We start from the raw sequence: 23,294 nt of genomic DNA on the forward strand, positions 1-23,294 counted from the left end.
CGGCGACGCGATCGTTGCGCAAGGTAGACGCTGCGCGCAAAGCCCTGCAAGCACGACGCCTGCGTGATCCTGCCTCACGCCAATGTGGATGGCCCTGTCTTCCGACAGCCCTTATGTCAGGCGCCTTCCGAGGGCCGGCCGCCCTGCTCGCCGCCCTCCCCGCAACCTGTCCATGGTGCCATGACGACCGCCTCCCCACCGGCCACCGGACCCTATCCGGGGCTGGGCTTCCGCTCTTTCGTCGCGATGATCGCCGCGCTCATGGCGGCCAACGCGCTGGCCATCGATTCCATGCTGCCCGCCCTGCCGGAGATCGGCGAGGCGCTGGGCATCGGCACGGCCAATGACCGGCAATGGGTGGTGACGTCCTATCTGCTGGGCTTCGGCGCCTCGCAGCTGATCTATGGTCCGCTCGCCGACCGCTTCGGGCGCAAGCGCATCCTGCTCATGGGCCTTGCCATCTATGTGATCGGCAGCCTCGGCGCGACGTTGGCGACCAGCTTCGACGCGATGATGGTGGCGCGCGTGGTGCAGGGCGTCGGGGCGGCGGCGACGCGGGTGCTCGCCGTCTCCATCGTGCGCGACACCTATTCGGGGCGACAGATGGCGCGGGTCATGTCGCTCGCCTTCATCGTCTTCCTCGCCGTGCCGATCCTCGCTCCCTCGATCGGGCAGGTGATCATTCTCGTCGCCCCCTGGCGCTGGATCTTCGCGCTGCTCGGCCTGTTCGGCGTGGCCGTGGCGCTGTGGGTCGCCCGCAAGCTGCCCGAGACGCTGCATCCGGAGGACCGCACGCCCATCGCCCTGGCGCCGATGGTGAAGGCCTTCGCGACCTGCCTCACGACCCGCCTGTCGGTCGGCTACATGCTGGCCATGACCTTCGTCATCGGCAGCCTGTTCGGCTTCATCAATGCGGCGCAGCAGCTGTTCGAGGTGACCTTCCGGGCCGAGGAGCTGTTCACGATCATCTTCGCGGTGATCGCAGGCTTCATGGCGGTGGCCTCGTTCCTCAACTCGCGCATCGTCGAGCGCTTCGGCATGCGCCGCGTCTCTCACACCGCCCTGCTCGGCTATCTCGCGGCCACGCTCGCCCATGGCGCCGTGGCGCTGGCGGGCCATGAGACCATGGTGACCTTCGCGCTGTTCCAGTGCGCCACCATGTTCTGCTTCGGCCTCATGGCCTCGAATTTCGGCGCCATGGCCATGGATCCGCTCGGCCACGTGGCCGGCACGGCCTCGTCAGTGCAAGGCTTCGTCTCGACCGTCGGCGGGGCGCTGATCGGCTTCTTCATCGGCCAGCATTTCGACGGCACGGCGCTGCCCATCGTGCTGGGCTTCGGCGGCTGCGGGCTGGCGGCCCTGGCCATGGTGCTGATCGCCGAGAAGGGACGGCTGTTTCGACCGACCCGCGTGGCCTGAGCCGGCCACAGAAAAAGTGGCGAGGTGTGCGCATTTTTTATGCAATTTTACCGTGAACTTTATGTCGAATTAACTTCTCCTGAACGGGTCTGTGGTTTCCGTGAGGTCAGATACCGCTCAGGAGAAGACCCATGGCATGGCTTTCGAAGATCAGGATCACACCGAAGATCCTCGGTCTTGTTCTGGCTTTGAACGCCCTGATGCTCTGCCTCGCCGGCGTCGGCATGTACGCGCTGTCCAGCGTCTCGACGGACGCTGAAACCGGCATCGAATCCGGCGCCCGTGCCACGGCCGCCTCCCGCGTCACGTCGGCGGTCACCTTCGTGGGTCGGGCAGAGGCGGTCGTCGCCTTGAACCCGACGCCGGAGATCATCCGTGAGAACGTCGAGGCCATTACCGCCCAGCGCCGGTCGATCACCGAGAACCTCCAGCGCATTCGCACCAGCCGCGCCGAGGTCGTCCAGACCGCCGCCAACAAGGCGGAAGCCGGCATCAACCGCTATCTGACGGCGCAGGAGGGCGTGCTCACGCTCGCCCGTTCCATCACCGGCGAGCCGACGGCTGACCAGCGCCGCGAGCTCGCACAGCTCGTCATCGCCAACCGCCCGCTCTATCTCGAAGGCCGCCGCGAGGTTCAGGCCCTGACCGCCGTGCTGCTTGAGCGCGGCGAGATGTATCGCAACCAGCTCAAGACAACCGGCTCCGACATGAGCCGCCTCATGCTGATCCTTGCCGGCATCGGTGTCCTCGTCGGTGTCGCCGCTGGCCTGCTCATCGGCCGCAGCGGCATCGCCACCCCCATCCGCACCCTCTCCGAGCAGTTGCAGGACCTCGCCAAGGGCCGGTTCGACATCACGGTCGCCGGCACAGAGCGCCGCGACGAGGTGGGCGACATCGCTCGCTCGGCGGAGATCTTCAAGGCGAACGGCCTCGAGGCCGAACGCTTGCGCCGCGAACAGGCCGAGGCCGAGGCCCGCGCCGAGGCCGAGAAGCGCGCCATGCTCGACCGCCTGGCCGGCGAGTTCGAGGCGGCCGTCGGATCGGTCGTCGCGTCGGTGTCGCAGTCGGCCGAGCAGTTGAAGGGCGCGGCCACCAGCCTGTCGAGCGCCGCGGCCGAGTCCGGTTCGCAGTCGAACGCCGTCGCCGCCGCCTCCGAGCAGAGCTCCGGCAACATCCAGACGGTGGCCTCGGCCACGGAGGAACTGGCCGCCTCGGTGCGCGAGATCGCCTCGCAGGTCGCCCATTCCGCCCAGATGTCCTCCACCGCCGTGCAGGGCGCCGACCAGTCGGCGGCCCAGGTTCAGGACCTCGCCCACAAGGTCCAGAAGATCGGCGAGATCGTCGAGCTGATCAGCGGCGTCGCCGCCCAGACCAACCTGCTGGCGCTCAACGCCACCATCGAGGCGGCGCGGGCCGGCGAGGCCGGCAAGGGCTTCGCGGTTGTCGCCGCCGAGGTGAAGGGCCTTGCCGACCAGACGGCCAAGGCCACCACCGAGATCTCCAAGCAGATCGGCGCGATCCAGGAAGCGACAGCCTCGTCCTCGGCCTCCATCGACATGATCGCCCGGACGATCCGCGAGATGGACCACGTCGCCACCGAGATCGCCGCGGCGGTCGAGGAGCAGACGGCGGCCACCGGCGAGATCGCCCGCAACGTCCAGCAGGCCTCGGCCGGCGCCACGGAGATCAGCTCCAACATCAGCGGCGTATCGGCTGCGGTCGGCGAGACCAGCGCCGCGGCGACCCAGGTCCTCGCCTCCGCCGAGGGGCTGTCGACCCAGGCCCGCCAGCTCCGCACCGAACTCGACAGCTTCCTGGTGCGCTTCCGCGCCGCCTGAGCCAGGCTCCGACCCTGCAACCCTCTCGAAGGCCGGCCCGCATCCCGGGCCGGCCTTCGCCGTTTCGCATTACTGGTTGGTTACGCCGCAGGGGATGCGACCTTTGACATCTCGGCAACCATGAGTGGGAGGCCGTCCAAACAAGTCGCAATTTGTCTCAAAAATCAGACGAATTTACCGCGTTTCCGCGGTGGATTTAACGTCTCATGAAGGAGCTGGGGCGAAGGGTGGAGCGACATTTCACCACAGGACGCGTCCCCATGGCCTGGCTCTCCCGTTTCCGCATCACCCCGAAGGTTCTCGGGCTCGTCGGCCTTCTCAACCTGCTCGCCCTCGCGCTGGTCGGCATCGCCATGTATGCGCTGTCGAGCGTCACCGGCGATGCCGAGCAAGGCATTCTCGGCGGTCAACGCGCGACCGCCTCGTCCCGCCTCACCTCCGCCCTCACCTATATCGGCCGGGGCGAGGCGACGATCGCGGTCAATCCGGCGCCGGACGTCATCCGCGACAACGTCGCTATGGTCAGCGAGCAGCGGCGCGGCATCGAGGGCTACCTCGCCGAGATCCGCACCAGCCGCGCGGAGGTCGTGCAGCAGGCCCTCGCGAAGGTGGAGACCACGCTGAACGGCTATTTCGCCGCCGAGGAGAAGACGATGGCTCTCGCCAAGTCCATCACCGGCGAGGCGACGATGGACCAGCGCCACGAACTCGGCCGCATGGTCGCAGAGAACCGCACCGCCTTCCTCGCGGCCCGAAAGGAGGCGCAGGATCTCACCGCCCTGCTGCTCTCCCGCGCCGCCACGTTCCGCGACCAGCTTCACGCGACCGAGACCAGCATGTCGCGCCTGATGATGGCGCTGGCTGGCGTCGGCATCCTCTTCGGTGGCAGTGCAGGCCTGGTGATCGGCCGCGGTGGGATCGCCACCCCGATCCGGGCGCTGTCCGGCCAGCTCGAGGATCTCGCCAAGGGCCGTTTCGACATCGCCATTGCCGGCACGGAGCGCCGCGACGAGGTGGGCGACATCGCCCGCTCGGCGGAGGTGTTCAAGGCCAATGGCCTGGAGGCCGAACGCCTGCGCCGCGAACAGGCGGAGGCCGAGGCCCGCGCCGAAGCCGACAAGCGCGCCCTGATCGAGCGCCTCGCCAGCGACTTTGAATCCGCGGTCGGCAGCGTCGTCCAGTCGGTGTCGACCTCCGCCGAGCAGCTGAAGAGCGCGGCCACGAGCCTGTCGAGCACGGCGGCCGAGTCCGGTTCGCAGTCGAACGCCGTCGCCGCCGCCTCCGAGCAGAGCTCCGGCAACATCCAGACGGTGGCCTCGGCCACGGAGGAACTGGCCGCCTCGGTGCGCGAGATCGCCTCGCAGGTCGCCCATTCCGCCCAGATGTCCTCCACCGCCGTGCAGGGCGCCGACGCCTCCGCCGCCCAGGTGCAGGAGCTCGCCCTCAAGGTCCAGAAGATCGGCGAGATCGTCGAGCTGATCAGCGGCGTCGCCGCCCAGACCAACCTCCTGGCGCTCAACGCCACGATCGAGGCGGCGCGTGCGGGCGAGGCCGGCAAGGGCTTCGCCGTGGTGGCTGCCGAGGTGAAGGGCCTTGCCGACCAGACGGCCAAGGCCACCACCGAGATCTCCAAGCAGATCGGCGCGATCCAGGAAGCGACAGCCTCGTCCTCGGCCTCCATCGACATGATCGCCCGGACGATCCGCGAGATGGACCACGTCGCCACCGAGATCGCCGCGGCGGTCGAGGAGCAGACCGCCGCCACCGGCGAGATCGCCCGCAATGTCCAGCAGGCCTCGGCCGGCGCCACGGAGATCAGCTCCAACATCAACGGTGTCTCGGCCGCGGTGGGCGCCACCAGCGCGGCGGCGGCCCAGGTGCTGTCCTCGGCGCAGGGCCTCTCGGGCCAGGCCCAGGATCTGCGTCAGGAGCTGGATTCGTTCCTCACCCGCTTCCGCGCGGCGTGACGCGCAGCCGCGGCGCGGCAATTCTCCCCCGCAGCGCCATCGGTTGACGGCGCTGCGCTCCCAACGCCAGACGGGCGGGTTCCCATGGAGCCCGCCCGTGTCCCATTCCGTTCCCCATCCCCGCGGCACCTGGTGCGACCCGACCACGGGACAGGCCCTCGATGAGCGGCGCCTGATGGAAGGACTGTCCCGCCAGCAGGTGGTGCTCCTCGGCGAGACGCACGACGTCGCCGAGATCCATCGCTGGCAGGCGAATGTCGTCTCGGTCCTGCACCATCTGCAGCCGCGGCTGGCCGTCGGCCTCGAAATGATCCCGCGGCGGCTGCAGCCCGCTCTCGACGACTGGATCGATGGTAGGCTGACCACGGCCGCCTTTCTCGTCGCCGTCGACTGGGATCGGGTCTGGGGATTTCCGGCGGATCTCTACCTGCCGATCTTTCACCTCTGCCGGCAGAACCGCATTCCGCTGCTGGCGCTGAACTGCGAGAGGCCGCTTGTCAGCCGCGTCGGCCGCGAGGGCTGGGACGCCATTCCCGAGGCGGAGCGCGACGGGCTGACCCCGGCGGCGCCCGCCACCGCGGCCTATCGGCGGCATCTGTTCGACCTCACAGGCGGCGGCGCGGGCGGGCGTGCGCAGGGGCCGGACGATCCGGCCTTCGACCGGTTCGTCCGGGCCCAGCAGACCTGGGACCGGGCTTTCGCCTGCAACATCGCCCGGGCGCTGGAGGGCGGACGCGCCGATCTGGTGGTGGGCATCATCGGCCGCGGCCATTGCGACTATTTCGGCGGCACGCCCCACCAGCTCGCCGATCTCGGGATCACGGCCGTTTCGGTGCTGGCTCCGAACCAGGACGAGACGCTGCGCATCGAGCCGGAGCAGAAACTGGCCGACGCCGTCTTCCGGCTCGACCAGCCCGATCCGCCGCTGCCCCGCCGAATGCGCGCCCGGCTCGTGGCGGACTAGGCGGGCCGGCTCAGCGCGGCGGGTGTCGCGGCCGCGGCTGGGGCTGCGGCATGGCGACGGGCCGATAGGGCGCCACCATGGCGATCTCGCGCACCGGACCGCGCGCCATCATCTCGCGAACGACGTCGAGCCGCGACGTCCTGTCGAAGACATCGCTCGCCGCCGTCGGCGCGATGCCGGCGACGCGCAGGCGCGGACCGAGCGAGGCCTCCTCGATCTCGCGAACCCGCTGGCGCAGGTCCGGCGACAGCCGGCCATAGGCCTGGGCGGTGACGAAATCGCGCGGCTGGTAGGGGAAGCGCCCGCCGTCGCGGAACACGCGCACGCCGCTCTCCATCACCACGACATCGCCGGTCCGCAGCGTGTGGTCCTGGGCGAGCGCGAGGCGCGAGAGGCCCTGGGTCACCGAGCCCTGGCAGGAGCAGGCGGGCACGAGGCTTTCGCGATAGCGGAAGGCCGTCGCCGTGGCGGTGTAGAGCTGGCCGCCATCGGTGCGCGCCGTCTCGATGCTGCCGTTGCGGCTGGAGAACAGGCGCATCGTGGCGCCGGGGCACATGGCATCGCAGGCGGCCGCCTGGGCCTGCCGGCCCTCGCCGCGGGCCGAGGCACCGATGGGGAAGAAGTAGCCGTCGCAGGAGCGCACGCAGTAGCTGCGGGACGAGCCGTCGGCGGAGGCCATGGCGGCGGCCTGGCGGTTCTGGCGGGGCCCCATCTGGCGGGGAGCGGTGCCGGGCACATGGGCGACGGTCGGCGCCGCTACCGGGCGGCCCCACCACCCGCCCGACGGCGCAGCCGGACGCGGCCGGCCGTAATCGCCACGGGCAATGGCGTAGAACTCGTCGCGGTCCTCGGCCTCGCTGCCCGAAATCGAGAGCAGCGCGAGGCCCAGAACGGCGCACATGCCGAGAACGCGAAACATGGCTGGCACCGGTAACGGAATGGTGAGGTTACGCTAGGGCAGTCTTAACCCTCTGGCAACCATCGGATGAGTGCGGACCCCGGTTAAGGTTGATCGCGCGAACCCGGCTCACGAACCTCGCAAACATGCGGGGTCCGCCGTCGATTTTCCGTCACGTAAGACCAAGGAAGGGACCGGCCGTAAAATACGTATAACCGCGACAATCCACCTCACTTGTCTGCAATTTTTGCGCGATGTTTCGAACACCCGGGTAAGGTCCCGTTAGGGTGATGCTGGCGTTCTTAGGTACGTCGGCACCTGCATGTCGGCGTCCACCCCTGCCAACGATACTGGAGAAGGGCCATGTCCCCCGCTGGCACCACCCCCGCTCGACCGACCACGGGTTCGCCCTCCACAAAGGATGCGGGCCTGTCCGCCCGCCTCCGCTTCCATGGAATTGACTCCGCCGTCAGCGCCGCCCTCAAGAAGCACCGCGACATGGTGCTGGAGGAACTGCCCGGCGTTCTCGATGGCTTCTACGCCCTCGTCGCCGATGTGCCGGAGACCGCCGCGTTCTTCCGCTCGCGCGACCACATGAACCACGCCAAGGCCATGCAGGTGAAGCACTGGGGCGTCATCCTCGAGGGCCGTTTCGACGCGGCCTACGAGGCCTCCGTCACCCGCATCGGCGAGATCCACAACAAGCTCGGCCTTGAGCCGCGCTGGTATATCGGCGGCTACAATGCGCTGGTGACCGGCGTGCTCGGCGCCATCGAGAAGCGCATGCCGACCTCGCTGATGGACCGCGCCCGCACCGCCGAGCGCCGCGCCCTGCAGGCCGCGGTGACCAAGGCCGCCATGCTCGACATGGACCTCGCCATCGCCGTGTACATCGAGGCCGGCCGGCGCGACCGCCGCGAGACGCTCGACCGCCTCGCCAATGATTTCGAGGGCACGGTCGGCGGCATCGTCAGCGTCGTGGCCGAGAAGTCCGGCGAGATGCAGGCCACGGCCCGCCGCCTCACCCAGTCGGCCAGCGAGACGGCCCGCCAGTCCGGCATCGTCGCCACGGCTTCCGAGAACGCCACCGGCAATGTGCAGACGGTGGCGACCGCGACCGAGGAGCTCGGCGCCTCCATCGCCGAGATCGGCAAGCAGGTGAACGATTCCGCCGCCATCGCCCGCCGCGCCGTGGCCGATGCCGACCGCACCGGCGGCGTCATCCGCCAGCTCGCCGAGAATGCCCAGAAGATCGGCGACATTGTCGGCCTCATCAACAACATTGCCGGCCAGACCAACCTGCTGGCGCTCAATGCCACGATCGAGGCGGCAAGGGCCGGTGAAGCGGGCAAGGGCTTCGCCGTCGTCGCCCAGGAGGTGAAGAGCCTCGCCGAGCAGACCGCCAAGGCCACCACCGAGATCGCCGCGCAGATCACCGGCATCCAGCAGGCGACCAACGAATCCGTCGGCTCCATCGACGGCATCACCGAGGTCATCCGCCGGATGGACCAGATCGCCGCCGCCATCGCCGCCGCGGTGGAGCAGCAGGGCGCCGCCACCGCCGAGATCGCCCGCAACGTCGCGCAGGCGGCGAGCGGCACGGCCAGCGTCTCCTCGACGATCCAGAACGTCACCGCGACGGCAGAGATGACCGGCAAGTCCGCCGGCGAGGTGCTGAGCTCCTCGACGGAGCTCTCCACCCAGTCGGAGCAGCTGAAGTCTGCGGTGCACCAGTTCCTGTCGACCGTGAAGGCGGCCTGACGGAACGCCACGCTTTCCCGTTCCCCCGGGACAGGCCCGCCGCGGCAACGCGGCGGGCCTTTTCGCGTCGGCCGCGCCGCTGCGCACTATAGATCGTCGGCGGCGCCTATTGTCCTGTAACGATCTGTATTTGAGGTATCATCATCCCCTTTTCTTTTCCCAGATTGACTGTCATCGTGACTATAACGAATCCGATCATCTTATTTGTCTTATGTTAATTACCAATACTGACCGAACCCGTCAGGATCAGCAGGACCTTGATACATCCCGGCCCTGGCTCGTCTTGGCCATTGGGCTCGGGATCTACGCCCTGATCATGGCCACGGGCACGCGGCTGCTCGACGATCCCGATAGCCACTGGCACGTCCATGTCGGCGCGCGCATCCTCGCCGAGGGCCATTTCCCGCAGACCGATCCCTATTCCCACAGCTTTGCCGGCGCGCCGTGGATCGCCAAGGAATGGCTGTCGCAGGTGCTCTTCGCGGCGGCCCACCGCATCGGCGGCTGGTTCGGCGTGGTGGCGCTCACCGCCCTCGCGGCCGCACTGGCCATCGCCCTTCTCTCGCGGGAACTGCTGGCGCGGCTGCCGCTGGTGCCGGCGCTGGCGCTGACAGGCTTTGCCCTGCTCTGCACCATCCAGCACCTGCTGGCGCGGCCGCATGTGCTGGCGATGCCGGCCATGGTCCTGTGGTTCGTGCTGCTGTTCCGCGCCGCCGAGGCGGCGCGCGTGCCGTCCCTTGCCGCCCTGCCGCTGATGGCGTGGTGGTCGAACCTCCACGGCAGCTTCACCTTCGGCCTCGCCTTCGGCGGGCTGCTGGTGATCGAGGCGGCGATGCGCGCCGCCCCGGCCGATCGGCTGCGCCTCGTCCTGGGATGGGGCGCCTTCGGCCTCGCGGCGCTGGCGGCGGCCTGCCTCCACCCCTATGGCCCGGAGGTGATCGTTGCAGCCTTCCGCGTGCTCGACCTCGGCGCCGCCAAGACGGTGATCATGGAATGGCGGCCGCAGGACTTCTCCTCCTTCGGCCTGTTCGAGGCCTTCCTGCTGGCGGGGCTCGGCCTGGCGCTGGTGCTGGGCCTCAGGCTCTCGCCCTTTCGCACGGTGCTGCTGCTGCTCCTCCTGCACCTGGCGCTCAGCCATTTCAGGCACGTCACGACGCTCGGTTTCATCGCCCCGCTGGTGGTGGCCCCAGCCCTGGCGCGGCGGCCGGCGCCCGTCCCGGCCGGACCCACCGGCGCCCGGCTCGCCGCGGCAATGGCCCTCGGCCTTGCCGGTCTGGTGGCGGTGACCGGGTTGACCGCCGCTGCCGGCCGTCACTTCACGCCGGCGCCGCGCTGGATGCCGGAGGCGGCGCTGGCCGCGGCGCGGGCGGCCGGGCTCACCGGCCCGGTGCTCAACGACTATGCCTTCGGCGGCTTCCTCATCGCCCGCGGCGTGCCGACCTTCATCGACGGGCGAGCCGAGCTCTATGGCGGACCCTTCGTGGTCGAGACGATACGGGCCATGGGGCTGAAGGACGTGGCGCGGCTCGACGCCATCCTCGATGGCGGGCAGGTGCAGTGGACGCTGCTGGAACCGTCGACGCCGGCGGTGGCCTATCTCGACCGGCGGCCCGGCTGGCGGCGGGTCTTCGCCGACGAGGTGGCGGTGGTCCATGCGAGGGAGGCGAGGCGGTAGGCGGCGAGGAGCCTCGCCGAAAGCTGGCCGGAACCACCACCCGTCATGCCCGGGTTTAGCCCGGGCATCCACGACTTCTCTTCAAGCTGCGGTGGTCAAGTCGTGGATGCCCGGCACAAGGCCGGGCATGACGCGGCAAGGGCGGTGGGTTGCCGGAGGAGGCACCGCTCTGTACCTCGCCCCGGCCTCGCTCCGGAACCTCCCACCGTCATCCCCGGCCGAGCGAAGCGAGGGGAAGGGGATCCAGGGGCCGACGCACGAGCTCTTCTGCCCTGGACCCCCTTCCCTCGGCCTTACGGCCTCGCCGGGGGTGACGGGACGAGGGTCAGCAGGAAGGCCTTGCCGGGGGTGACGGGGCGAGGGTCAGCAGGAAGGCCTCGCCGGGGTGGCGGGGGATGGTTCCCGCAACAGTGCGACGAGAGGCCGAAAGCTCTATCATCCTATCCTAGGAATTTTTGCTTGACACCACACTCCACCTCCGGCATTCTTCCGTCGTCCTGACAGGAGGGTCGCATGCGGATCGTCATCGTTGCTGTGCTCGCCCTCATCGCCGCGGCCCTCGGCCCCCTCGCCTCCCCCGCCCGCGCCGACGAGGCGGTGGCGCTCTCCGGCGGCTACGGCCTCTTGAACGCGCCGCGCGCGCCCCGCGCCGCGATCGTCCTCATCCCCGGCGGCAACGGCTACCTTGGCATCCGCCCCGACGGCAGCTTTTCGAGCCTCCAGGGCAACCAGCTGGTGCGCACCCGCAAGGCCTATGCGGCGGCGGGCGTCGCCTCGCTGGTCATCGATTCCGGCGTCTCGGTCGGCTACGCGGTGACGTATCTCCGCCAGCGCTACGGCCGCCCGGTGACGGTGGCCGGCACCTCCCGCGGCTCGCTCCGGATGGGCGAGGCGCTGGGCGCGCGCCCCAACGGCCTCGTCATCACGGCGGGCTTCCTCGATCAGGTGCGTGGCCAGATCGGTTCCCCCGCCGCCCTGCCGCCGGTGCTGGTGGTGCATCACCGGCAGGATGGCTGCCGCGTCACGCCGCCCGCCGCCGTCGAGCCCTTCAAGGCCTGGGGCGGGGCGCGGGTCCGGGTGGCCTGGATCGACGGCGGCACCGATGCCGGCGATCCCTGCCAGGCGCGCGGGTTCCATGGGTTTGCGGGGAATGACGGGCGTGTGGTGGGGCTGGTGGCGGGCTTTGTCAAGGGGGTGAGGTAGGCGTGTCGCAGGCCCCCTCACCCGGCGCCTGACGGCGCCACCCTCTCCCACAGGGGGAGAGGGACGCGCCGATGGCTCGGTTCCATTCGGCTGAATCGTGACCGCCACGCTGCCAACCCTCTCCCCTCGTGGGAGAGGGTGCCCGCGGCAGCGGGCGGGTGAAGGTCCCGAGGGCGAGACCCGGCAGGTCACGCCTCCTTGTGGCAGCAAAGCTGCTGCCATATATTTGGTCAGGTTTTTCCGCTTGAGGACCTGACACCGATGACGGCACGGACGAAGAAGGCCGCTTCGCACCAAGCCAGAACCGCCAAGGCGGTGGCGAGCGTGGAGCCGGTCCGGCGGGGCCCGTCCCGCATCGCCGGCTATTTCGACGCCGAGGGGCTGATCGTCATCGACCGCGTGGCCGACCGTTTCGGCGTGTCGAAGGCGCAGCTTGCCGACACGATGGGCGTGAGCCCGGAGACCTTCCACCGCGCCGCGCGGGCGAAGGCGCCGAAGACGCAAGGGCGCGCCACCGAGATGATCGAGATCGTGGCGCGGGTCAGCGACTGGGCCGGCGGCGAGAAACAGGCCCTCGCCTGGTATCGCGCCGAGCCGCTGCCGGCCTTCGGCGGGCGGACGGCGGAAAGCCTCGTCAAGGACGGCAAGGCGGCGGCTGTGCGCGACTGGCTCGACCATGTGGCGACGGGCGGCTTCGCCTGAGGGTGCAAGGCACGGGCGGGGTAGGCGCAGGAGCCCGAACAGGCTCACGAACCTCTACCCGTCATCCCCGGCCGAGCGAAGCGAGGGGAAGGGGATCCAGGGGCCGACGGGCGGAGGCCTTCCGCTCTGGACCCCCTTCCCTCGGCCTCGAAGCGTCCCGCTTCGGGCCTCGCCGGGGGTGACGGGGTGAGTTTCCAGTTGGGCCGCCTCGCCGGGCGCGACGGCGGTGGGTCCGGAGAGAGGCCGGTGAGGCTTTGGACGATGGTGGCATGACCCGGTGACAGCGTGACACCCCTCCCCCTCACCCGCTATCGCGGCCTCGCCTACCGGGCGCATGACCCGCGCTGGGCCTTCGCGCCGACCTCCGGCGCGGGCGCGGCGATCCATGGCGGGCGGTTCAACCCGAAGGGCATGGCGGCGCTGTACCTCGCGCTCACCATCGAGGGCATGTTCGCAGAAGTCTCCCACGGTTTCGCCCACCGCTTCCCGCCGCTGACGGTGGTGACCTACGACGTGGACTGCGCTGACATCCTCGACCTCACGACGGAGGCGGGCCGCGCCGCCACCGGCACGGACCTCACAATCCTCGGCTGCGCCTGGATGCTGGAGCGGGCCGAGGGCCGCACCCCGCCCAGCTGGACGCTGGCGCAGCGGCTCATCGCCGCCGGGGCCGCGGGGGTGCTGGTGCCGAGCTTTGCCACGGGCGCGACGGAGGGGATGCGGAACCTCGTGCTGTGGCGGTGGGGCGGGGAGCAGCAGCGGGTGGTGCCGTGGGATGAAGAGGGAAGGTTGGGGTGAGGCCGGGCGGCGGAGCCGCGGGACCGCCTTTGAGCCCCTCACCGGACGGCCTCCCGACCCTCCGCGTTATGCCCGGGCTTGGCCCGGGCATCCACGACTTCCCTTCAAGCTGCGGTGGTCAAGTCGTGGCGTGGGATGAGGAGGGGCTGCTGGGAATGAGAAAGAGCATCTTGATTCAGCAACTACCCTGCGTTGCGTTTTGTCGATCCGGATTCGATTATGCAGGTTAACACACTGTGAGTCTGCTCTCGATGACCTCGCACGCGCGTCTCGCTCGGTTACTTGCCTATGGATTCTATCCCGTCGAATTGCCTCCACCATTTCGAACTCGCCGCTTCTCAGCGCTTGCAGGCAGCCTCTCAGCTCCGCCGGGCTACTACGCCTCCACGACATTCTTTGACGGGGCCACGTTCCGAGGCTCCCTGCGTAGTTTCGGCGTGATTAACCCAATAAACTTCTACATGCTCTCCGACCACATTGCATCGGCATGGGACGATATTGTCAGTATTTATCAGTTGAGCCAGTGCTCAGGCGCAAAGCCACATTTCCCTACACGAGGTGGCAGTAGCCGCGCTATAGAAACATCTAACATATCCATAAAGCGGAGAAGCCAAAGCCATCTTGCTAGTGCTTATCCGATGATACTAAATTTGGACATCAACCGTTTTTACGGATCCATATACACTCACTCGATTCCTTGGGCCGCTCTAGGAAAAGAAACTGCCAAAAGTCAACTTAAGACTAAGAATCTATCGTCACATTGGAGCGACACACTCGACGTTCTCGTTCGAAACTGCAACCAAAAACAAACAGTTGGAATACCAATTGGTCCAGACACATCACGCATTATCTCAGAACTTATTTTATCGCGGATAGATTACGAAATAATTAGTTCGGCTGGAAACCTTATAACAGAGCAGATTTATCATAATATTGACGATTACCAGTTCGGAGTCTCTGATCTTAGTCAAGCCGAGGCCGCAGAGACAAATTTTGTCCGCACACTGGCAAAGTATGAGTTGAGACTAAATGATTTTAAGCGCTCGCTAAAGAGTGGCCTCGATTTCGCGCCCTCAAATTTTCAGCGCGCCTTCGACATTCTTGGCAGTCAAAGCGACAAGCGGTTTGTTGAGCACTTTTTTGATATTCTTTACAGTGTATCAAAGGAAAATCCAGAATCTAATGTAATAGGCTACGCCCTTAAACGCTTCGGAAAGATACTGGCCGCCAACAAATACAGGGATCTAGTACGTGAGTACATTCAACGTCTAGTTTTTGCCGCTCCGCATCATGCTAGATGGGCATTCCCTGTACTGCTCGGAATATGCCGTCAAACAATAACGAAACCAGAAGTAAAACGACTAATAAACTGGGGAATTGAAACGACAGCACGACGCAATGATGTAGGTAGTTTGCTTTGGTTTTTGTACACAGCCCTTTTTCTAGATACGAAAATCGACTCATTGCATTGCCGATACCGCATTGATGTATCGAATGAACTTGTTGACGTCATGCTCATTCATGGATTTAACAAGGGTATATTTGATATCGATATACAGGCAATACGTGACCGATATGCACCAACTGATTTCCTGTCGTCTGCTTGGTTACCCCTGTACGAGATTGAGAGGCGCAACTGGGATAGATCCCCATCATTCAGAAAAATGGGCACCGCGAACGATCCAGACGACCTCTACAACAAGCTAAATGAGAAAAACGTCGAATTCTACATTACACGACCGAGTGCGTTCGAAGTATCGGCCTTCGAGGGCTGGCAACTTACGCAGGCTGACTTTGACCACACAAGGCCCGAGAGAGAGGCCAAAATGAACTGGGCTATGCACAGTGAAGCTGAAAATTACGGGTAGCAGGCCGTCTACGGTTTGTATGCCCCGCGCTTGACACCCCCCTTCACCCTCCCCTATGGTCCGTGCCTCAATCCAGCGGAGCCGCACGCCGTGCGTTTCATCCTTATTGTATCCGGGGCGCCATCGACGGACGTGTGATCACTCACACGGCGGCCGAACGGTGGCGCTCAACACAAGGTCCCTCACGGGGCCTTTTTTGTTGCCCTGAACGACCCCTCCGCCTTAACGCCTCGCTGCAGCTCACGACTTCAAGACGACCGACAAGGAAACCGACCCATGTCCCGCGAGATGACCGGTGCCGAAATGGTGGTGCAGGCCCTGATCGACCAGGGCGTCACCACGCTCTTCGGCTATCCCGGCGGCGCCGTGCTGCCGATCTATGACGCGCTCTTCCAGCAGGACAGCGTCAAGCACGTGCTCGTCCGCCACGAGCAGGGCGCGGTCCATGCGGCCGAGGGCTATGCCCGCTCCTCCGGCAAGGTCGGCGTGGTGCTGGTCACCTCCGGCCCCGGCGCGACCAATGCCGTCACCGGCCTCACCGACGCGCTGATGGATTCCATCCCGCTGGTCTGCTTCACCGGCCAGGTGCCGACGCACCTCATCGGCTCGGACGCCTTCCAGGAGGCGGACACGGTCGGCATCACCCGCCACTGCACCAAGCACAACTATCTCGTGAAGAGCATCGAGGACCTGCCGCGCATCCTGCACGAGGCCTTCTATGTGGCGCAGAACGGCCGTCCGGGCCCGGTGGTCATCGACATCCCCAAGGACATCCAGTTCAAGGCCGGCAAGTACGAGAAGCCGCGCGACAACCAGCACAAGACCTACCGGCCGCAGATCAAGGGCGACCTCTCCAAGATCAAGGCGGCGGTGGAGATGATCGCGCAGGCCAAGCGCCCCGTGTTCTACACCGGCGGCGGCGTCATCAATGCCGGCCCGCATGCAGCCCAGCTCTTGCGCGAGCTCGTCCGCGCCACCGGCTATCCCATCACCTCCACCCTGATGGGCCTCGGCGCCTATCCGGCCCATGACCCGCAGTGGCTGGGCATGCTCGGCATGCACGGCACCTACGAGGCCAACCTCGCCATGCATGGCTGCGACCTGATGGTGAATATCGGCGCCCGCTTCGACGACCGCATCACCGGCCGGATCGACGCCTTCTCGCCGGGCTCGAAGAAGATCCACATCGACATCGACCCCTCGTCCATCAACAAGAACGTCAAGGTCGATATCGGTATCGTCGGCGACTGCGCCCACGTGCTCGAGGACATGGTGCGGCTGTGGAAGGACGTGGCGGGGCAGGTCGACAAGCCAGCCATCAAGGCCTGGTGGCTGCAGATCGACGGCTGGCGGGCGCGGCAGTCGCTCGCCTACAAGAACTCGTCCGAGATCATCAAGCCGCAATACGCTCTCGAGCGTCTCGAGGCGCTGACCAAGGACCGCAAGCGCTTCATCACCACGGAGGTCGGCCAGCACCAGATGTGGGCGGCGCAGTATCTCCATTTCGACGAGCCGAACCGCTGGATGACCTCAGGCGGCCTCGGCACGATGGGCTACGGCCTGCCGGCAGCGGTCGGCGTGCAGCTCGCCCATCCGAAGGACCTCGTCATCTGCGTGGCGGGCGAAGCCTCGGTGCTGATGAACATGCAGGAGATGTCGACGGCGGCGCAGTATCGCCTGCCCATCAAGATCTTCATCCTCAACAACGAGTACATGGGCATGGTGCGCCAGTGGCAGGAGCTGCTGCATGGCGGGCGCTATTCGGAGAGCTATTCGGCGGCGCTGCCGGACTTCGTGAAGCTTGCCGAGGCCTATCACGCCAAGGGCATCCGCTGCGACGATCCGGCGAAGCTCGACGCCGCCATCATGGAGATGCTCGACTATCCCGGCCCGGTCATCTTCGACTGCCTGGTGGCAAAGGAAGAGAACTGCTTCCCGATGATCCCCTCGGGCAAGGCGCATAACGAGATGATCCTCCCGGACTTCGCGGGCGACACCGGCGACATCATCGACGCCAAGGGCAAGCAGCTGGTGTGAGGCGTGGCGGGGACGACGGCGGGATGCTATCTTACCGCCGTCTTACCCGTCCGCCGGAGGAGGCCATGGACACGACCGTTTCCACCAAGGGGCAGGTCATCATCCCCAAGAGCATCCGCGACGAACTCGGGATCGAGGCCGGCGCCAAGCTCAAGGTGACGATGGAAGGCCGCCGCATCGTCATGGAGGCGGCCCAGCCGTTCCCCCGGACGTCGCTGGAAGCGGTCGGCGGCATGGGGCGGCGCTGGTACTCCGGCCCCGCTATCCCTGAGAGCGAATGGCAGCCCGCCGTCGATGCCGCGAGGCGCGATCGCTGGGGCCGCGAATATGACGAGAGCGGCTCCTGACCATGGACGCGATCGACACCAACATCCTCGTCCGCCTCATCATCCGCGACGACGAGGCCATGTACCAGCGCGCGGCCAAGGTGCTGTCGTCAGGTCCCATCCTGGTTCCGACGACCGTGCTGCTGGAGGCCGAGTGGGTCCTGCGCGATCGCTACGGGCTCGACCGTGAGGCCGTCGCCGACAGCCTCACCGCCTTCCTTGGCCTTCCAGACGTGGAGACCCCGATGCCCGAGGCGATCCACGCGGCCCTGAACCTCCTGCGCGCCGGCCTCGATTTCGCCGACGCCCTGCACCTCTCGACGGCGGCGCCGGCGCGCCGCTTCGTCACCCTCGACGTCCCGCTCGCGCGCCGCGCGCAGCGGCTTGCCACTCCCACGCCAGTCTCGCTGGCCTAGCCTGTTGCGACACCCACCACCATGACCCAGTCCCAGTCCGCCTATTTCCTTTCCGACGCCATCCACGCCGAGCGCCGCCACACGCTGGCGGTGCTCGTCGACAACGAGCCGGGGGTTCTTGCCCGCATCGCCGGCATGTTCTCGGGCCGCGGCTACAACATCGAGAGCCTCACGGTCTCGGAGACGGAGCACGAGAAGCATGTCTCGCGCATCACCATCGTCACCACCGGCACCGAGAAGGTGATCGAGCAGATCAAGACCCAGCTCGACCGCCTCGTTCCGGTGCACCGCGTGGTGGACCTCACCGTCCAGGGCGAGTCGCTGGAGCGCGAGCTCTGCCTCGTCAAGGTGCGCGGCAAGGGCGATGCCCGCGTCGAGGCGCTGCGCCTCGCCGGGGCCTTCGGCGCCCATACTCTGGACGCGACGCTCAACTCCTTCGTCTTCGAGCTGACCGGGACGACCGAGGAGGTCGAGCGCTTCATTCGCCTGATGGGCGCGGTGGGCCTGGTGGAAGTGTCGCGCACCGGCATCGCCGCCATGAGCCGCGGCGCGGAAGGCATGCTCGAAGCGGCCTTGCCGGATGGCGCGCAGGGGCGCTGAACTGGGAGCATTGGCAAGCGAAGTGGGAACCGGTTCGCGTGAAGCCAATGCGACCCACTGAGACCAACTCCTGTCGTTCGTAGCCGACCCGAAAGCCCAGCCATGCCGACGCATCTGTCCGTCAACGTCAACGCCATCGCGCAGCTGCGCAACCGGCGGAACCTGCCCTGGCCGAGCGTGACGGGCCTTGCCCGCATCGCGCTCGAGGCGGGGGCGGCGGGCATCACCGTGCATCCCAGGCCCGACGAGCGGCACATCCGCCGTCACGACGTCTTCGACCTCGTGGCGCTGCTGCGCGCCGATTTCGCCAAGGCCGAGTTCAACATGGAGGGCTATCCCGACGAGCGCTTCCTGGCGCTCTGCGAGGAGGCGAAGCCCGACCAGGTGACGCTGGTGCCGGATGATCCGGCGCAGGCGACCTCGGACCATGGCTGGGACGTCATCACCCATGCCGCCCTGCTGAAGGGCGTGGTGGCGCGGCTCAAGGGCCGCGGCTTCCGCGTCTCGCTCTTCCTCGACGCCGATCCGGCGCTGGTGTCGGGCGCCAAGGCCACCGGCACCGACCGGATCGAGCTCTATACCGGCCCCTATGGCCATGCCGCCGATGCGGGCGTGCAGGCGGCGGAGCTGAAGAAGCTGGTCGCGACCACCGAGGCGGCGAGCGCTGCCGGGCTCGGCGTCAATGCCGGCCATGACCTGACGCTGGCCAACCTGCCGCAGCTCATCGCCGCGGCCCCGGCCATCGCCGAGGTGTCGATCGGCCATGCGCTCACCGCCGATGCGCTGACCTATGGCATGGCCGAGACGGTCCGGCTCTACGCCAAGGCCTGCGGCGCCTGACGGACGACACCCCCGCACGCTGACCGCGTCCGCGTTTACGCCTCGCGACGCTTGGGATATCCGTCGGATATCCGGGGCTGGCGATGGAGATCTGACCGTGCGCGCCAAATCCGCTCAATGGGGCAACAGCATTGCCGTCCGCGTGCCGCGCTCCGTGGCCGAGACCATCGACCTGAAGCCCGGCGAGGACCTGGAGATTGTCGCGGTGCCGGGCGGGCTGAACAGCCGCCGGCCGAAAGCGCCCCGCTACCCCTCCATGAGCCTTGCCGACATGGTGGCGGAGATGGACCGCCTCGGTCCGGACGGGCGGCCGGAGGTCGCCGACTGGGGACCGGATCGCGGAGACGAGATCGTCGATGACAGCCGATGACGGGCGTCCGCTGATCCACGCCGGTGATGTCTACTGGGTCGATTTCGATCCGATGAAGGGCAGCGAACAGGCTGGGGCCCGCCCCGCCCTGGTCATATCCGATGTCGCGTACAATCGGCGCTCCGATCTGGTGATCGTGTGCCCGATCACGCGCAACACGCGGCCATGGCCGACCAAGATCGTCATGGTGGATGAGCCCGATATCGAAGGGGCCGTCCTGGTCGACCAGGTTCGCAGCCTCCATCGTGCATCGCGCGGCTTCCGCTTCGCAGGGCGTGTCTCACCGGAACTCCTGTCCGCTGTCCGGGCCAAGCTTTTTGAAATCATCGGCCCAGGCTCAAAGGGTGCCGAATGACCGGCGACCGCGGGATCCCGCGCCACTGAGCCGCCCCACCTTGAGGCATTGACCTCAGGCGACTTGCGCCGATGATCCCGCTGCGCTAGATCACCGAACCGTAACGTACGGTACGGCTCATCCGATCCTCCTTCGCGTCTCATGGTCACCGCCACCAAATCCCCCGCTCCCGAGACGGCCGCCACTGACGCGGCCGAGCCGACCGCCCGCCAGGCGGCGGTTCTCGATGCGGTTCTGGCGCTGATGCAGGAAGAGGGCGGCCAGCTGACCATGACCGCCGTCGCGCGGCGGGCGAGCTGCTCGAAGGAAACGCTCTACAAGTGGTTCGGCGACCGCGACGGGCTTCTCACCGCCACCGTCCAGTGGCAGGCCTCCCGGGTGCGCGCCGGCCGCTATGACCGCCAGAAGCTCGATGCCTCGAGCCTGCGCGACAGCCTCACGGATTTCGCCGCCACCTGGCTCTCGGTCATTTCCAGCCCGACCTCCATCGCGCTCAACCGGGTGGCCATCACCGATGCCGCCTCGAAGGAGGGCAATCTAGGCCAGATCGTGCTGGAGAACGGCCGCTTCGCCATCGGCGCCCGGCTGAAGCCGGTGCTGGAGGAGGGCCGCGCCGCCGGCCTCCTCGCCTTCGACGACACGGAGGCCGCGTTCCGCACCTTCTTCGGCCTGGTCGGCCGCGACGTGCAGATCCGCCTGCTGCTCGGCGATGCGCTCCGGCTCGGCAAGGCCGAGATCGCCCGGGACGCGGCCATCGCCACCGACCAGTTTCTCGCCCTCTACGGCCGCACGGACCAAAAGCCGGCGGCCGCCTGACCCCTCACGCAAACCCCAAGTCCCAAGGAAGGAACATCCCATGCGTGTCTATTACGATCGCGACGCCGATCTGAACCTGATCAAGGGCAAGAAGGTCTGCATCGTCGGCTATGGCAGCCAGGGCCATGCCCATGCGCAGAACCTCCGCGATTCCGGCGTCAAGGACGTGGTCATCGCGCTGAAGGCGGGCTCCCCGACCCGCGCCAAGGCCGAGGCCGCCGGCTTCACGGTCATGACCCCGGCCGAGGCCGCCAAGGTCAGCGACGTCATGATGATGCTCACCCCGGACGAGCTGCAGGCCGACATCTATCGCGACGAGCTGGCCGCCAACATGAAGAACGGCGCCGCGCTGCTCTTCGCCCACGGCCTCAACGTCCACTTCAACCTCATCGAGCCGCGCAAGGACCTCGACGTCCTCATGGTCGCGCCGAAGGGCCCCGGCCACACCGTGCGCTCGGAGTACCTGCGCGGCGGCGGCGTGCCGACCCTCATCGCCATCCACCAGGACGCAACCGGCAACGCCCATGACCTCGGCCTCTCCTACGCCTCGGCCAATGGCGGCGGCCGCGCCGGCATCATCGAGACCACCTTCAAGGAAGAGTGCGAGACCGACCTCTTCGGCGAGCAGGTGGTGCTCTGCGGCGGCCTCGTCGAGCTGATCAAGGCCGGCTACGAGACCCTGACCGAAGCCGGCTACGCGCCGGAGATGGCCTACTTCGAGTGCCTCCACGAGGTGAAGCTCATCGTCGACCTGATCTACGAGGGCGGCATCGCCAACATGAACTACTCGATCTCCAACACCGCGGAGTTCGGCGAGTACGTGACCGGCCCGCGCATCATCACCGCCGAGACCAAGGCCGAGATGAAGCGCGTCCTCAACGACATCCAGTCCGGCAAGTTCACCCGCGACTGGATGCTGGAGAACAAGGTCAACCAGACCTCGTTCAAGGCGACCCGCGCCCGCATGGCCGCCCATCCGATCGAGGAAGTCGGCGCCAAGCTGCGTGACATGATGCCCTGGATCAAGGCCAAGGCGCTCGTCGACAAGTCGAAGAACTGAGATCGACGTCACGACGGACGGGCGACACGCGCCCGTCCTTCGGGATCAAGGCCAAGGCCCTGGTCGACAAGTCGAAGAACTGAGATCGGCGTCACGACGGACGGGCGACACGCGCCCGTCCTGCGGGATCAAGACCTTGGTCGACACGTCGAAGACGTGATGGCGATTGCCGGCGCTACGGCATGCCGCAAAACGACATCCGCATCGTCAACGGTATTCCGGGAGGGCAATTTCATTGCCCTCCTGTTTTTTATGCAGAATTTGGCTGGTACCCCTATGACGATACCTTGCCTTGTCTCGCTCGTTCATGATCCATTCGGGCCAACTGTCGTAAGAATCAGCCAGCCTACCGAATGGGCAGGCTCCGGCCCGATCAGTTGCCGGCAAAGGGAGTCGCAGCGGAAAGCTCATGGCGCAGCCCAGCCTCCGGGTCATCGCGGGAACCAGCCTTCTCAAGGAAAGGCTGAGCGAGCTCTACGCGGCGCGCCGTCGTGGAGATGCTGACACGTTCGCGGCCGCCTTCGCGGAAGATGGCGTGTTCCGGATCCAGGCCGACAGCCGGCTGGTGCCCGAAGCCGGGCCCTATCGGGGGCGGCCAGCCATCATGAGGGGATTCCGCGACCTGGTGAAACGCTATGAGTTCGTCGATGCGCTCATGGTGGAAATCATCGCGGATGTGGATGTGGCCGTCGTTCGCCGGCACCTGACGCTGCGCAGCACCACCACGGGAGCCATCGGCGATTTCGACATCGCGGATTTCGTACAGTTCCGCAGCGGAGAGATCATCGAACTCGACCAGTACATGGATACCGCATCCCTTGCTGTTCTCGCGGGGCGGATCTGACGCGATGGCGGATACCCGCACGGCCCATTTGCGCAGCCAGCGGCAGAAGGCCATTCACGAGGCCATCGATGCGCTCTATGCCGCCCGCACCAGCGGCGACAGCCAGGAATTCGTCAGCTATTTCGCCCCCGACGCCCGCCTGGTGATCGTCGGCAATCCCGCCCTGAGCCCGGGCTCCGGCATGCGGATGGGGCGCGAGGGCATCGCCCGCCACATCGACATGCTGCACGAGATCAACGACTACCTCGGCTATTCGATCGACCATGTGGTGATCGACGGCGACCACGTCGTGGTGCGCTGGACCGCCGAGGTACGTTTCCTCGACAGTGGGCGCACCGGCTCCTTCCAGGTGCTCGACCACCTGCGGATCAAGGACGGCATGATCGTCGAGATGACCCATTTCTACGACACGGGTGGCATGGGCATCATGCGCGGGCGCATTCCGATCGCCTGAGGCAAGGCCCCGCCGCCGCGGCTGATGGCTGAGTTCACCGATCGGAATTGGTGCGACCGCCTCCCCCTCCGCTAGGCTCCCGC

The 23,294-nt window shown here is 66.9% G+C and carries 22 protein-coding genes; 21 read left to right on the top strand and 1 reads right to left on the bottom strand.

Annotation, left to right across the window (positions count from 1 at the left end; all coding sequences use genetic code 11):
• The first annotated feature begins 180 nt into the window (after positions 1-180).
• The 4 genes from C8P69_RS05495 (at position 181) to C8P69_RS05510 (ending at position 6,188) form a co-directional block, all read left to right on the top strand.
• Positions 181-1,419 (top strand): multidrug effflux MFS transporter, encoded by a 1,239-nt coding sequence (locus C8P69_RS05495; protein ID WP_211353805.1) that lies wholly within the window; start codon positions 181-183, stop codon positions 1,417-1,419.
• Between the two features lie 131 nt (positions 1,420-1,550).
• The gene (locus C8P69_RS05500; protein WP_108174856.1) at positions 1,551-3,257 is read left to right on the top strand and encodes a methyl-accepting chemotaxis protein; all 1,707 of its coding nucleotides are present in this window, start codon (positions 1,551-1,553) and stop codon (positions 3,255-3,257) included.
• Positions 3,258-3,517: 260 nt separating this feature from the next.
• Entirely contained in the window at positions 3,518-5,224 is a 1,707-nt protein-coding gene (locus tag C8P69_RS05505; RefSeq protein WP_170118129.1) for a methyl-accepting chemotaxis protein, read from the top strand.
• A gap of 97 nt (positions 5,225-5,321) precedes the next feature.
• Positions 5,322-6,188, top strand: coding sequence for a ChaN family lipoprotein (locus tag C8P69_RS05510; protein ID WP_245901880.1), 867 nt, complete (start codon positions 5,322-5,324; stop codon positions 6,186-6,188).
• A 10-nt stretch (positions 6,189-6,198) separates the two neighbouring features.
• On the opposite strand, the gene C8P69_RS05515 is transcribed toward C8P69_RS05510, so the two are convergent.
• Positions 6,199-7,107 (bottom strand): DUF2865 domain-containing protein, encoded by a 909-nt coding sequence (locus C8P69_RS05515; protein ID WP_108174859.1) that lies wholly within the window; start codon positions 7,105-7,107, stop codon positions 6,199-6,201.
• A 342-nt stretch (positions 7,108-7,449) separates the two neighbouring features.
• On the opposite strand from C8P69_RS05515, the gene C8P69_RS24420 reads away from it, so the two are divergent.
• From C8P69_RS24420 to C8P69_RS05595, 17 genes are all read left to right on the top strand, one after another.
• On the top strand, positions 7,450-8,847 hold the full coding sequence (locus tag C8P69_RS24420) for a globin-coupled sensor protein (protein ID WP_108174860.1): 1,398 nt from the start codon (positions 7,450-7,452) through the stop codon (positions 8,845-8,847).
• A 316-nt stretch (positions 8,848-9,163) separates the two neighbouring features.
• Positions 9,164-10,522, top strand: a complete 1,359-nt coding sequence (locus C8P69_RS05525; RefSeq protein ID WP_146167290.1) for a hypothetical protein — start codon at positions 9,164-9,166, stop codon at positions 10,520-10,522.
• A gap of 513 nt (positions 10,523-11,035) precedes the next feature.
• The gene (locus tag C8P69_RS05530; RefSeq protein ID WP_108174862.1) at positions 11,036-11,725 is read left to right on the top strand and encodes an alpha/beta fold hydrolase; all 690 of its coding nucleotides are present in this window, start codon (positions 11,036-11,038) and stop codon (positions 11,723-11,725) included.
• A gap of 315 nt (positions 11,726-12,040) precedes the next feature.
• Positions 12,041-12,427: an antitoxin Xre/MbcA/ParS toxin-binding domain-containing protein gene (locus C8P69_RS05535; protein ID WP_425440745.1), complete on the top strand. Its 387-nt coding sequence runs from the start codon at positions 12,041-12,043 to the stop codon at positions 12,425-12,427.
• Positions 12,428-12,712: 285 nt separating this feature from the next.
• A complete protein-coding gene (locus C8P69_RS05540; RefSeq protein ID WP_108174864.1) occupies positions 12,713-13,225 on the top strand; it encodes an RES family NAD+ phosphorylase in 513 nt (170 codons plus the stop codon).
• Between the two features lie 251 nt (positions 13,226-13,476).
• A complete protein-coding gene (locus tag C8P69_RS23450) occupies positions 13,477-15,093 on the top strand; it encodes an RNA-directed DNA polymerase (RefSeq protein ID WP_146167291.1) in 1,617 nt (538 codons plus the stop codon).
• A 276-nt stretch (positions 15,094-15,369) separates the two neighbouring features.
• Complete coding sequence (locus tag C8P69_RS05545; protein ID WP_108174865.1) at positions 15,370-17,130, top strand: acetolactate synthase 3 large subunit; 1,761 nt, start codon at positions 15,370-15,372, stop codon at positions 17,128-17,130.
• Positions 17,131-17,195: 65 nt separating this feature from the next.
• On the top strand, positions 17,196-17,477 hold the full coding sequence (locus C8P69_RS05550; protein WP_170118130.1) for an AbrB/MazE/SpoVT family DNA-binding domain-containing protein: 282 nt from the start codon (positions 17,196-17,198) through the stop codon (positions 17,475-17,477).
• A gap of 2 nt (positions 17,478-17,479) precedes the next feature.
• Positions 17,480-17,872: a type II toxin-antitoxin system VapC family toxin gene (locus C8P69_RS05555; RefSeq protein WP_108174867.1), complete on the top strand. Its 393-nt coding sequence runs from the start codon at positions 17,480-17,482 to the stop codon at positions 17,870-17,872.
• Between the two features lie 21 nt (positions 17,873-17,893).
• Positions 17,894-18,472 (top strand): acetolactate synthase small subunit, encoded by a 579-nt coding sequence (ilvN, locus tag C8P69_RS05560; protein ID WP_108174868.1) that lies wholly within the window; start codon positions 17,894-17,896, stop codon positions 18,470-18,472.
• A 102-nt stretch (positions 18,473-18,574) separates the two neighbouring features.
• A complete protein-coding gene (locus C8P69_RS05565) occupies positions 18,575-19,312 on the top strand; it encodes a pyridoxine 5'-phosphate synthase (RefSeq protein WP_108174869.1) in 738 nt (245 codons plus the stop codon).
• Positions 19,313-19,409: 97 nt separating this feature from the next.
• Positions 19,410-19,682: an AbrB/MazE/SpoVT family DNA-binding domain-containing protein gene (locus C8P69_RS05570; protein WP_170118131.1), complete on the top strand. Its 273-nt coding sequence runs from the start codon at positions 19,410-19,412 to the stop codon at positions 19,680-19,682.
• Positions 19,669-20,037 (top strand): type II toxin-antitoxin system PemK/MazF family toxin, encoded by a 369-nt coding sequence (locus C8P69_RS05575; RefSeq protein ID WP_108174871.1) that lies wholly within the window; start codon positions 19,669-19,671, stop codon positions 20,035-20,037. Before C8P69_RS05570 ends, C8P69_RS05575 begins: the two co-directional genes overlap by 14 nt.
• Positions 20,038-20,178: 141 nt before the next feature.
• Positions 20,179-20,853, top strand: a complete 675-nt coding sequence (locus tag C8P69_RS05580) for a TetR/AcrR family transcriptional regulator (protein ID WP_108174872.1) — start codon at positions 20,179-20,181, stop codon at positions 20,851-20,853.
• A gap of 40 nt (positions 20,854-20,893) precedes the next feature.
• Positions 20,894-21,913 carry a ketol-acid reductoisomerase gene (gene ilvC, locus C8P69_RS05585; RefSeq protein ID WP_108174873.1) on the top strand — a complete coding sequence of 340 codons (1,020 nt, stop codon included), beginning with the start codon at positions 20,894-20,896 and terminating at the stop codon, positions 21,911-21,913.
• A 409-nt stretch (positions 21,914-22,322) separates the two neighbouring features.
• Positions 22,323-22,757 (top strand): nuclear transport factor 2 family protein, encoded by a 435-nt coding sequence (locus C8P69_RS05590; RefSeq protein WP_108174874.1) that lies wholly within the window; start codon positions 22,323-22,325, stop codon positions 22,755-22,757.
• A gap of 4 nt (positions 22,758-22,761) precedes the next feature.
• A complete protein-coding gene (locus C8P69_RS05595) occupies positions 22,762-23,211 on the top strand; it encodes a nuclear transport factor 2 family protein (protein ID WP_108174875.1) in 450 nt (149 codons plus the stop codon).
• Positions 23,212-23,294 lie beyond the last annotated feature (83 nt).

It is taken from the genome of Phreatobacter oligotrophus (genome assembly GCF_003046185.1).
In the GTDB taxonomy this organism is placed as follows: domain Bacteria; phylum Pseudomonadota; class Alphaproteobacteria; order Rhizobiales; family Phreatobacteraceae; genus Phreatobacter; species Phreatobacter oligotrophus.

Excerpts from the sequence above, each read along its gene's own strand:
- C8P69_RS05495 (WP_211353805.1), top strand. The coding sequence starts at position 181 with ATGACGACCGCCTCCCCACCGGCCACCGGACCCTATCCGGGGCTGGGC.
- C8P69_RS05500 (WP_108174856.1), top strand. The coding sequence starts at position 1,551 with ATGGCATGGCTTTCGAAGATCAGGATCACACCGAAGATCCTCGGTCTT.
- C8P69_RS05505 (WP_170118129.1), top strand. The coding sequence starts at position 3,518 with ATGGCCTGGCTCTCCCGTTTCCGCATCACCCCGAAGGTTCTCGGGCTC.
- C8P69_RS05515 (WP_108174859.1), bottom strand. The coding sequence starts at position 7,107 with ATGTTTCGCGTTCTCGGCATGTGCGCCGTTCTGGGCCTCGCGCTGCTC.
- C8P69_RS24420 (WP_108174860.1), top strand. The coding sequence starts at position 7,450 with ATGTCCCCCGCTGGCACCACCCCCGCTCGACCGACCACGGGTTCGCCC.
- C8P69_RS05525 (WP_146167290.1), top strand. The coding sequence starts at position 9,164 with ATGGCCACGGGCACGCGGCTGCTCGACGATCCCGATAGCCACTGGCAC.
- C8P69_RS05530 (WP_108174862.1), top strand. The coding sequence starts at position 11,036 with ATGCGGATCGTCATCGTTGCTGTGCTCGCCCTCATCGCCGCGGCCCTC.
- C8P69_RS23450 (WP_146167291.1), top strand. The coding sequence starts at position 13,477 with ATGACCTCGCACGCGCGTCTCGCTCGGTTACTTGCCTATGGATTCTAT.
- C8P69_RS05545 (WP_108174865.1), top strand. The coding sequence starts at position 15,370 with ATGTCCCGCGAGATGACCGGTGCCGAAATGGTGGTGCAGGCCCTGATC.
- C8P69_RS05550 (WP_170118130.1), top strand. The coding sequence starts at position 17,196 with ATGGACACGACCGTTTCCACCAAGGGGCAGGTCATCATCCCCAAGAGC.
- C8P69_RS05555 (WP_108174867.1), top strand. The coding sequence starts at position 17,480 with ATGGACGCGATCGACACCAACATCCTCGTCCGCCTCATCATCCGCGAC.
- ilvN (WP_108174868.1), top strand. The coding sequence starts at position 17,894 with ATGACCCAGTCCCAGTCCGCCTATTTCCTTTCCGACGCCATCCACGCC.
- C8P69_RS05565 (WP_108174869.1), top strand. The coding sequence starts at position 18,575 with ATGCCGACGCATCTGTCCGTCAACGTCAACGCCATCGCGCAGCTGCGC.
- C8P69_RS05575 (WP_108174871.1), top strand. The coding sequence starts at position 19,669 with ATGACAGCCGATGACGGGCGTCCGCTGATCCACGCCGGTGATGTCTAC.
- C8P69_RS05580 (WP_108174872.1), top strand. The coding sequence starts at position 20,179 with ATGGTCACCGCCACCAAATCCCCCGCTCCCGAGACGGCCGCCACTGAC.
- ilvC (WP_108174873.1), top strand. The coding sequence starts at position 20,894 with ATGCGTGTCTATTACGATCGCGACGCCGATCTGAACCTGATCAAGGGC.
- C8P69_RS05590 (WP_108174874.1), top strand. The coding sequence starts at position 22,323 with ATGGCGCAGCCCAGCCTCCGGGTCATCGCGGGAACCAGCCTTCTCAAG.
- C8P69_RS05595 (WP_108174875.1), top strand. The coding sequence starts at position 22,762 with ATGGCGGATACCCGCACGGCCCATTTGCGCAGCCAGCGGCAGAAGGCC.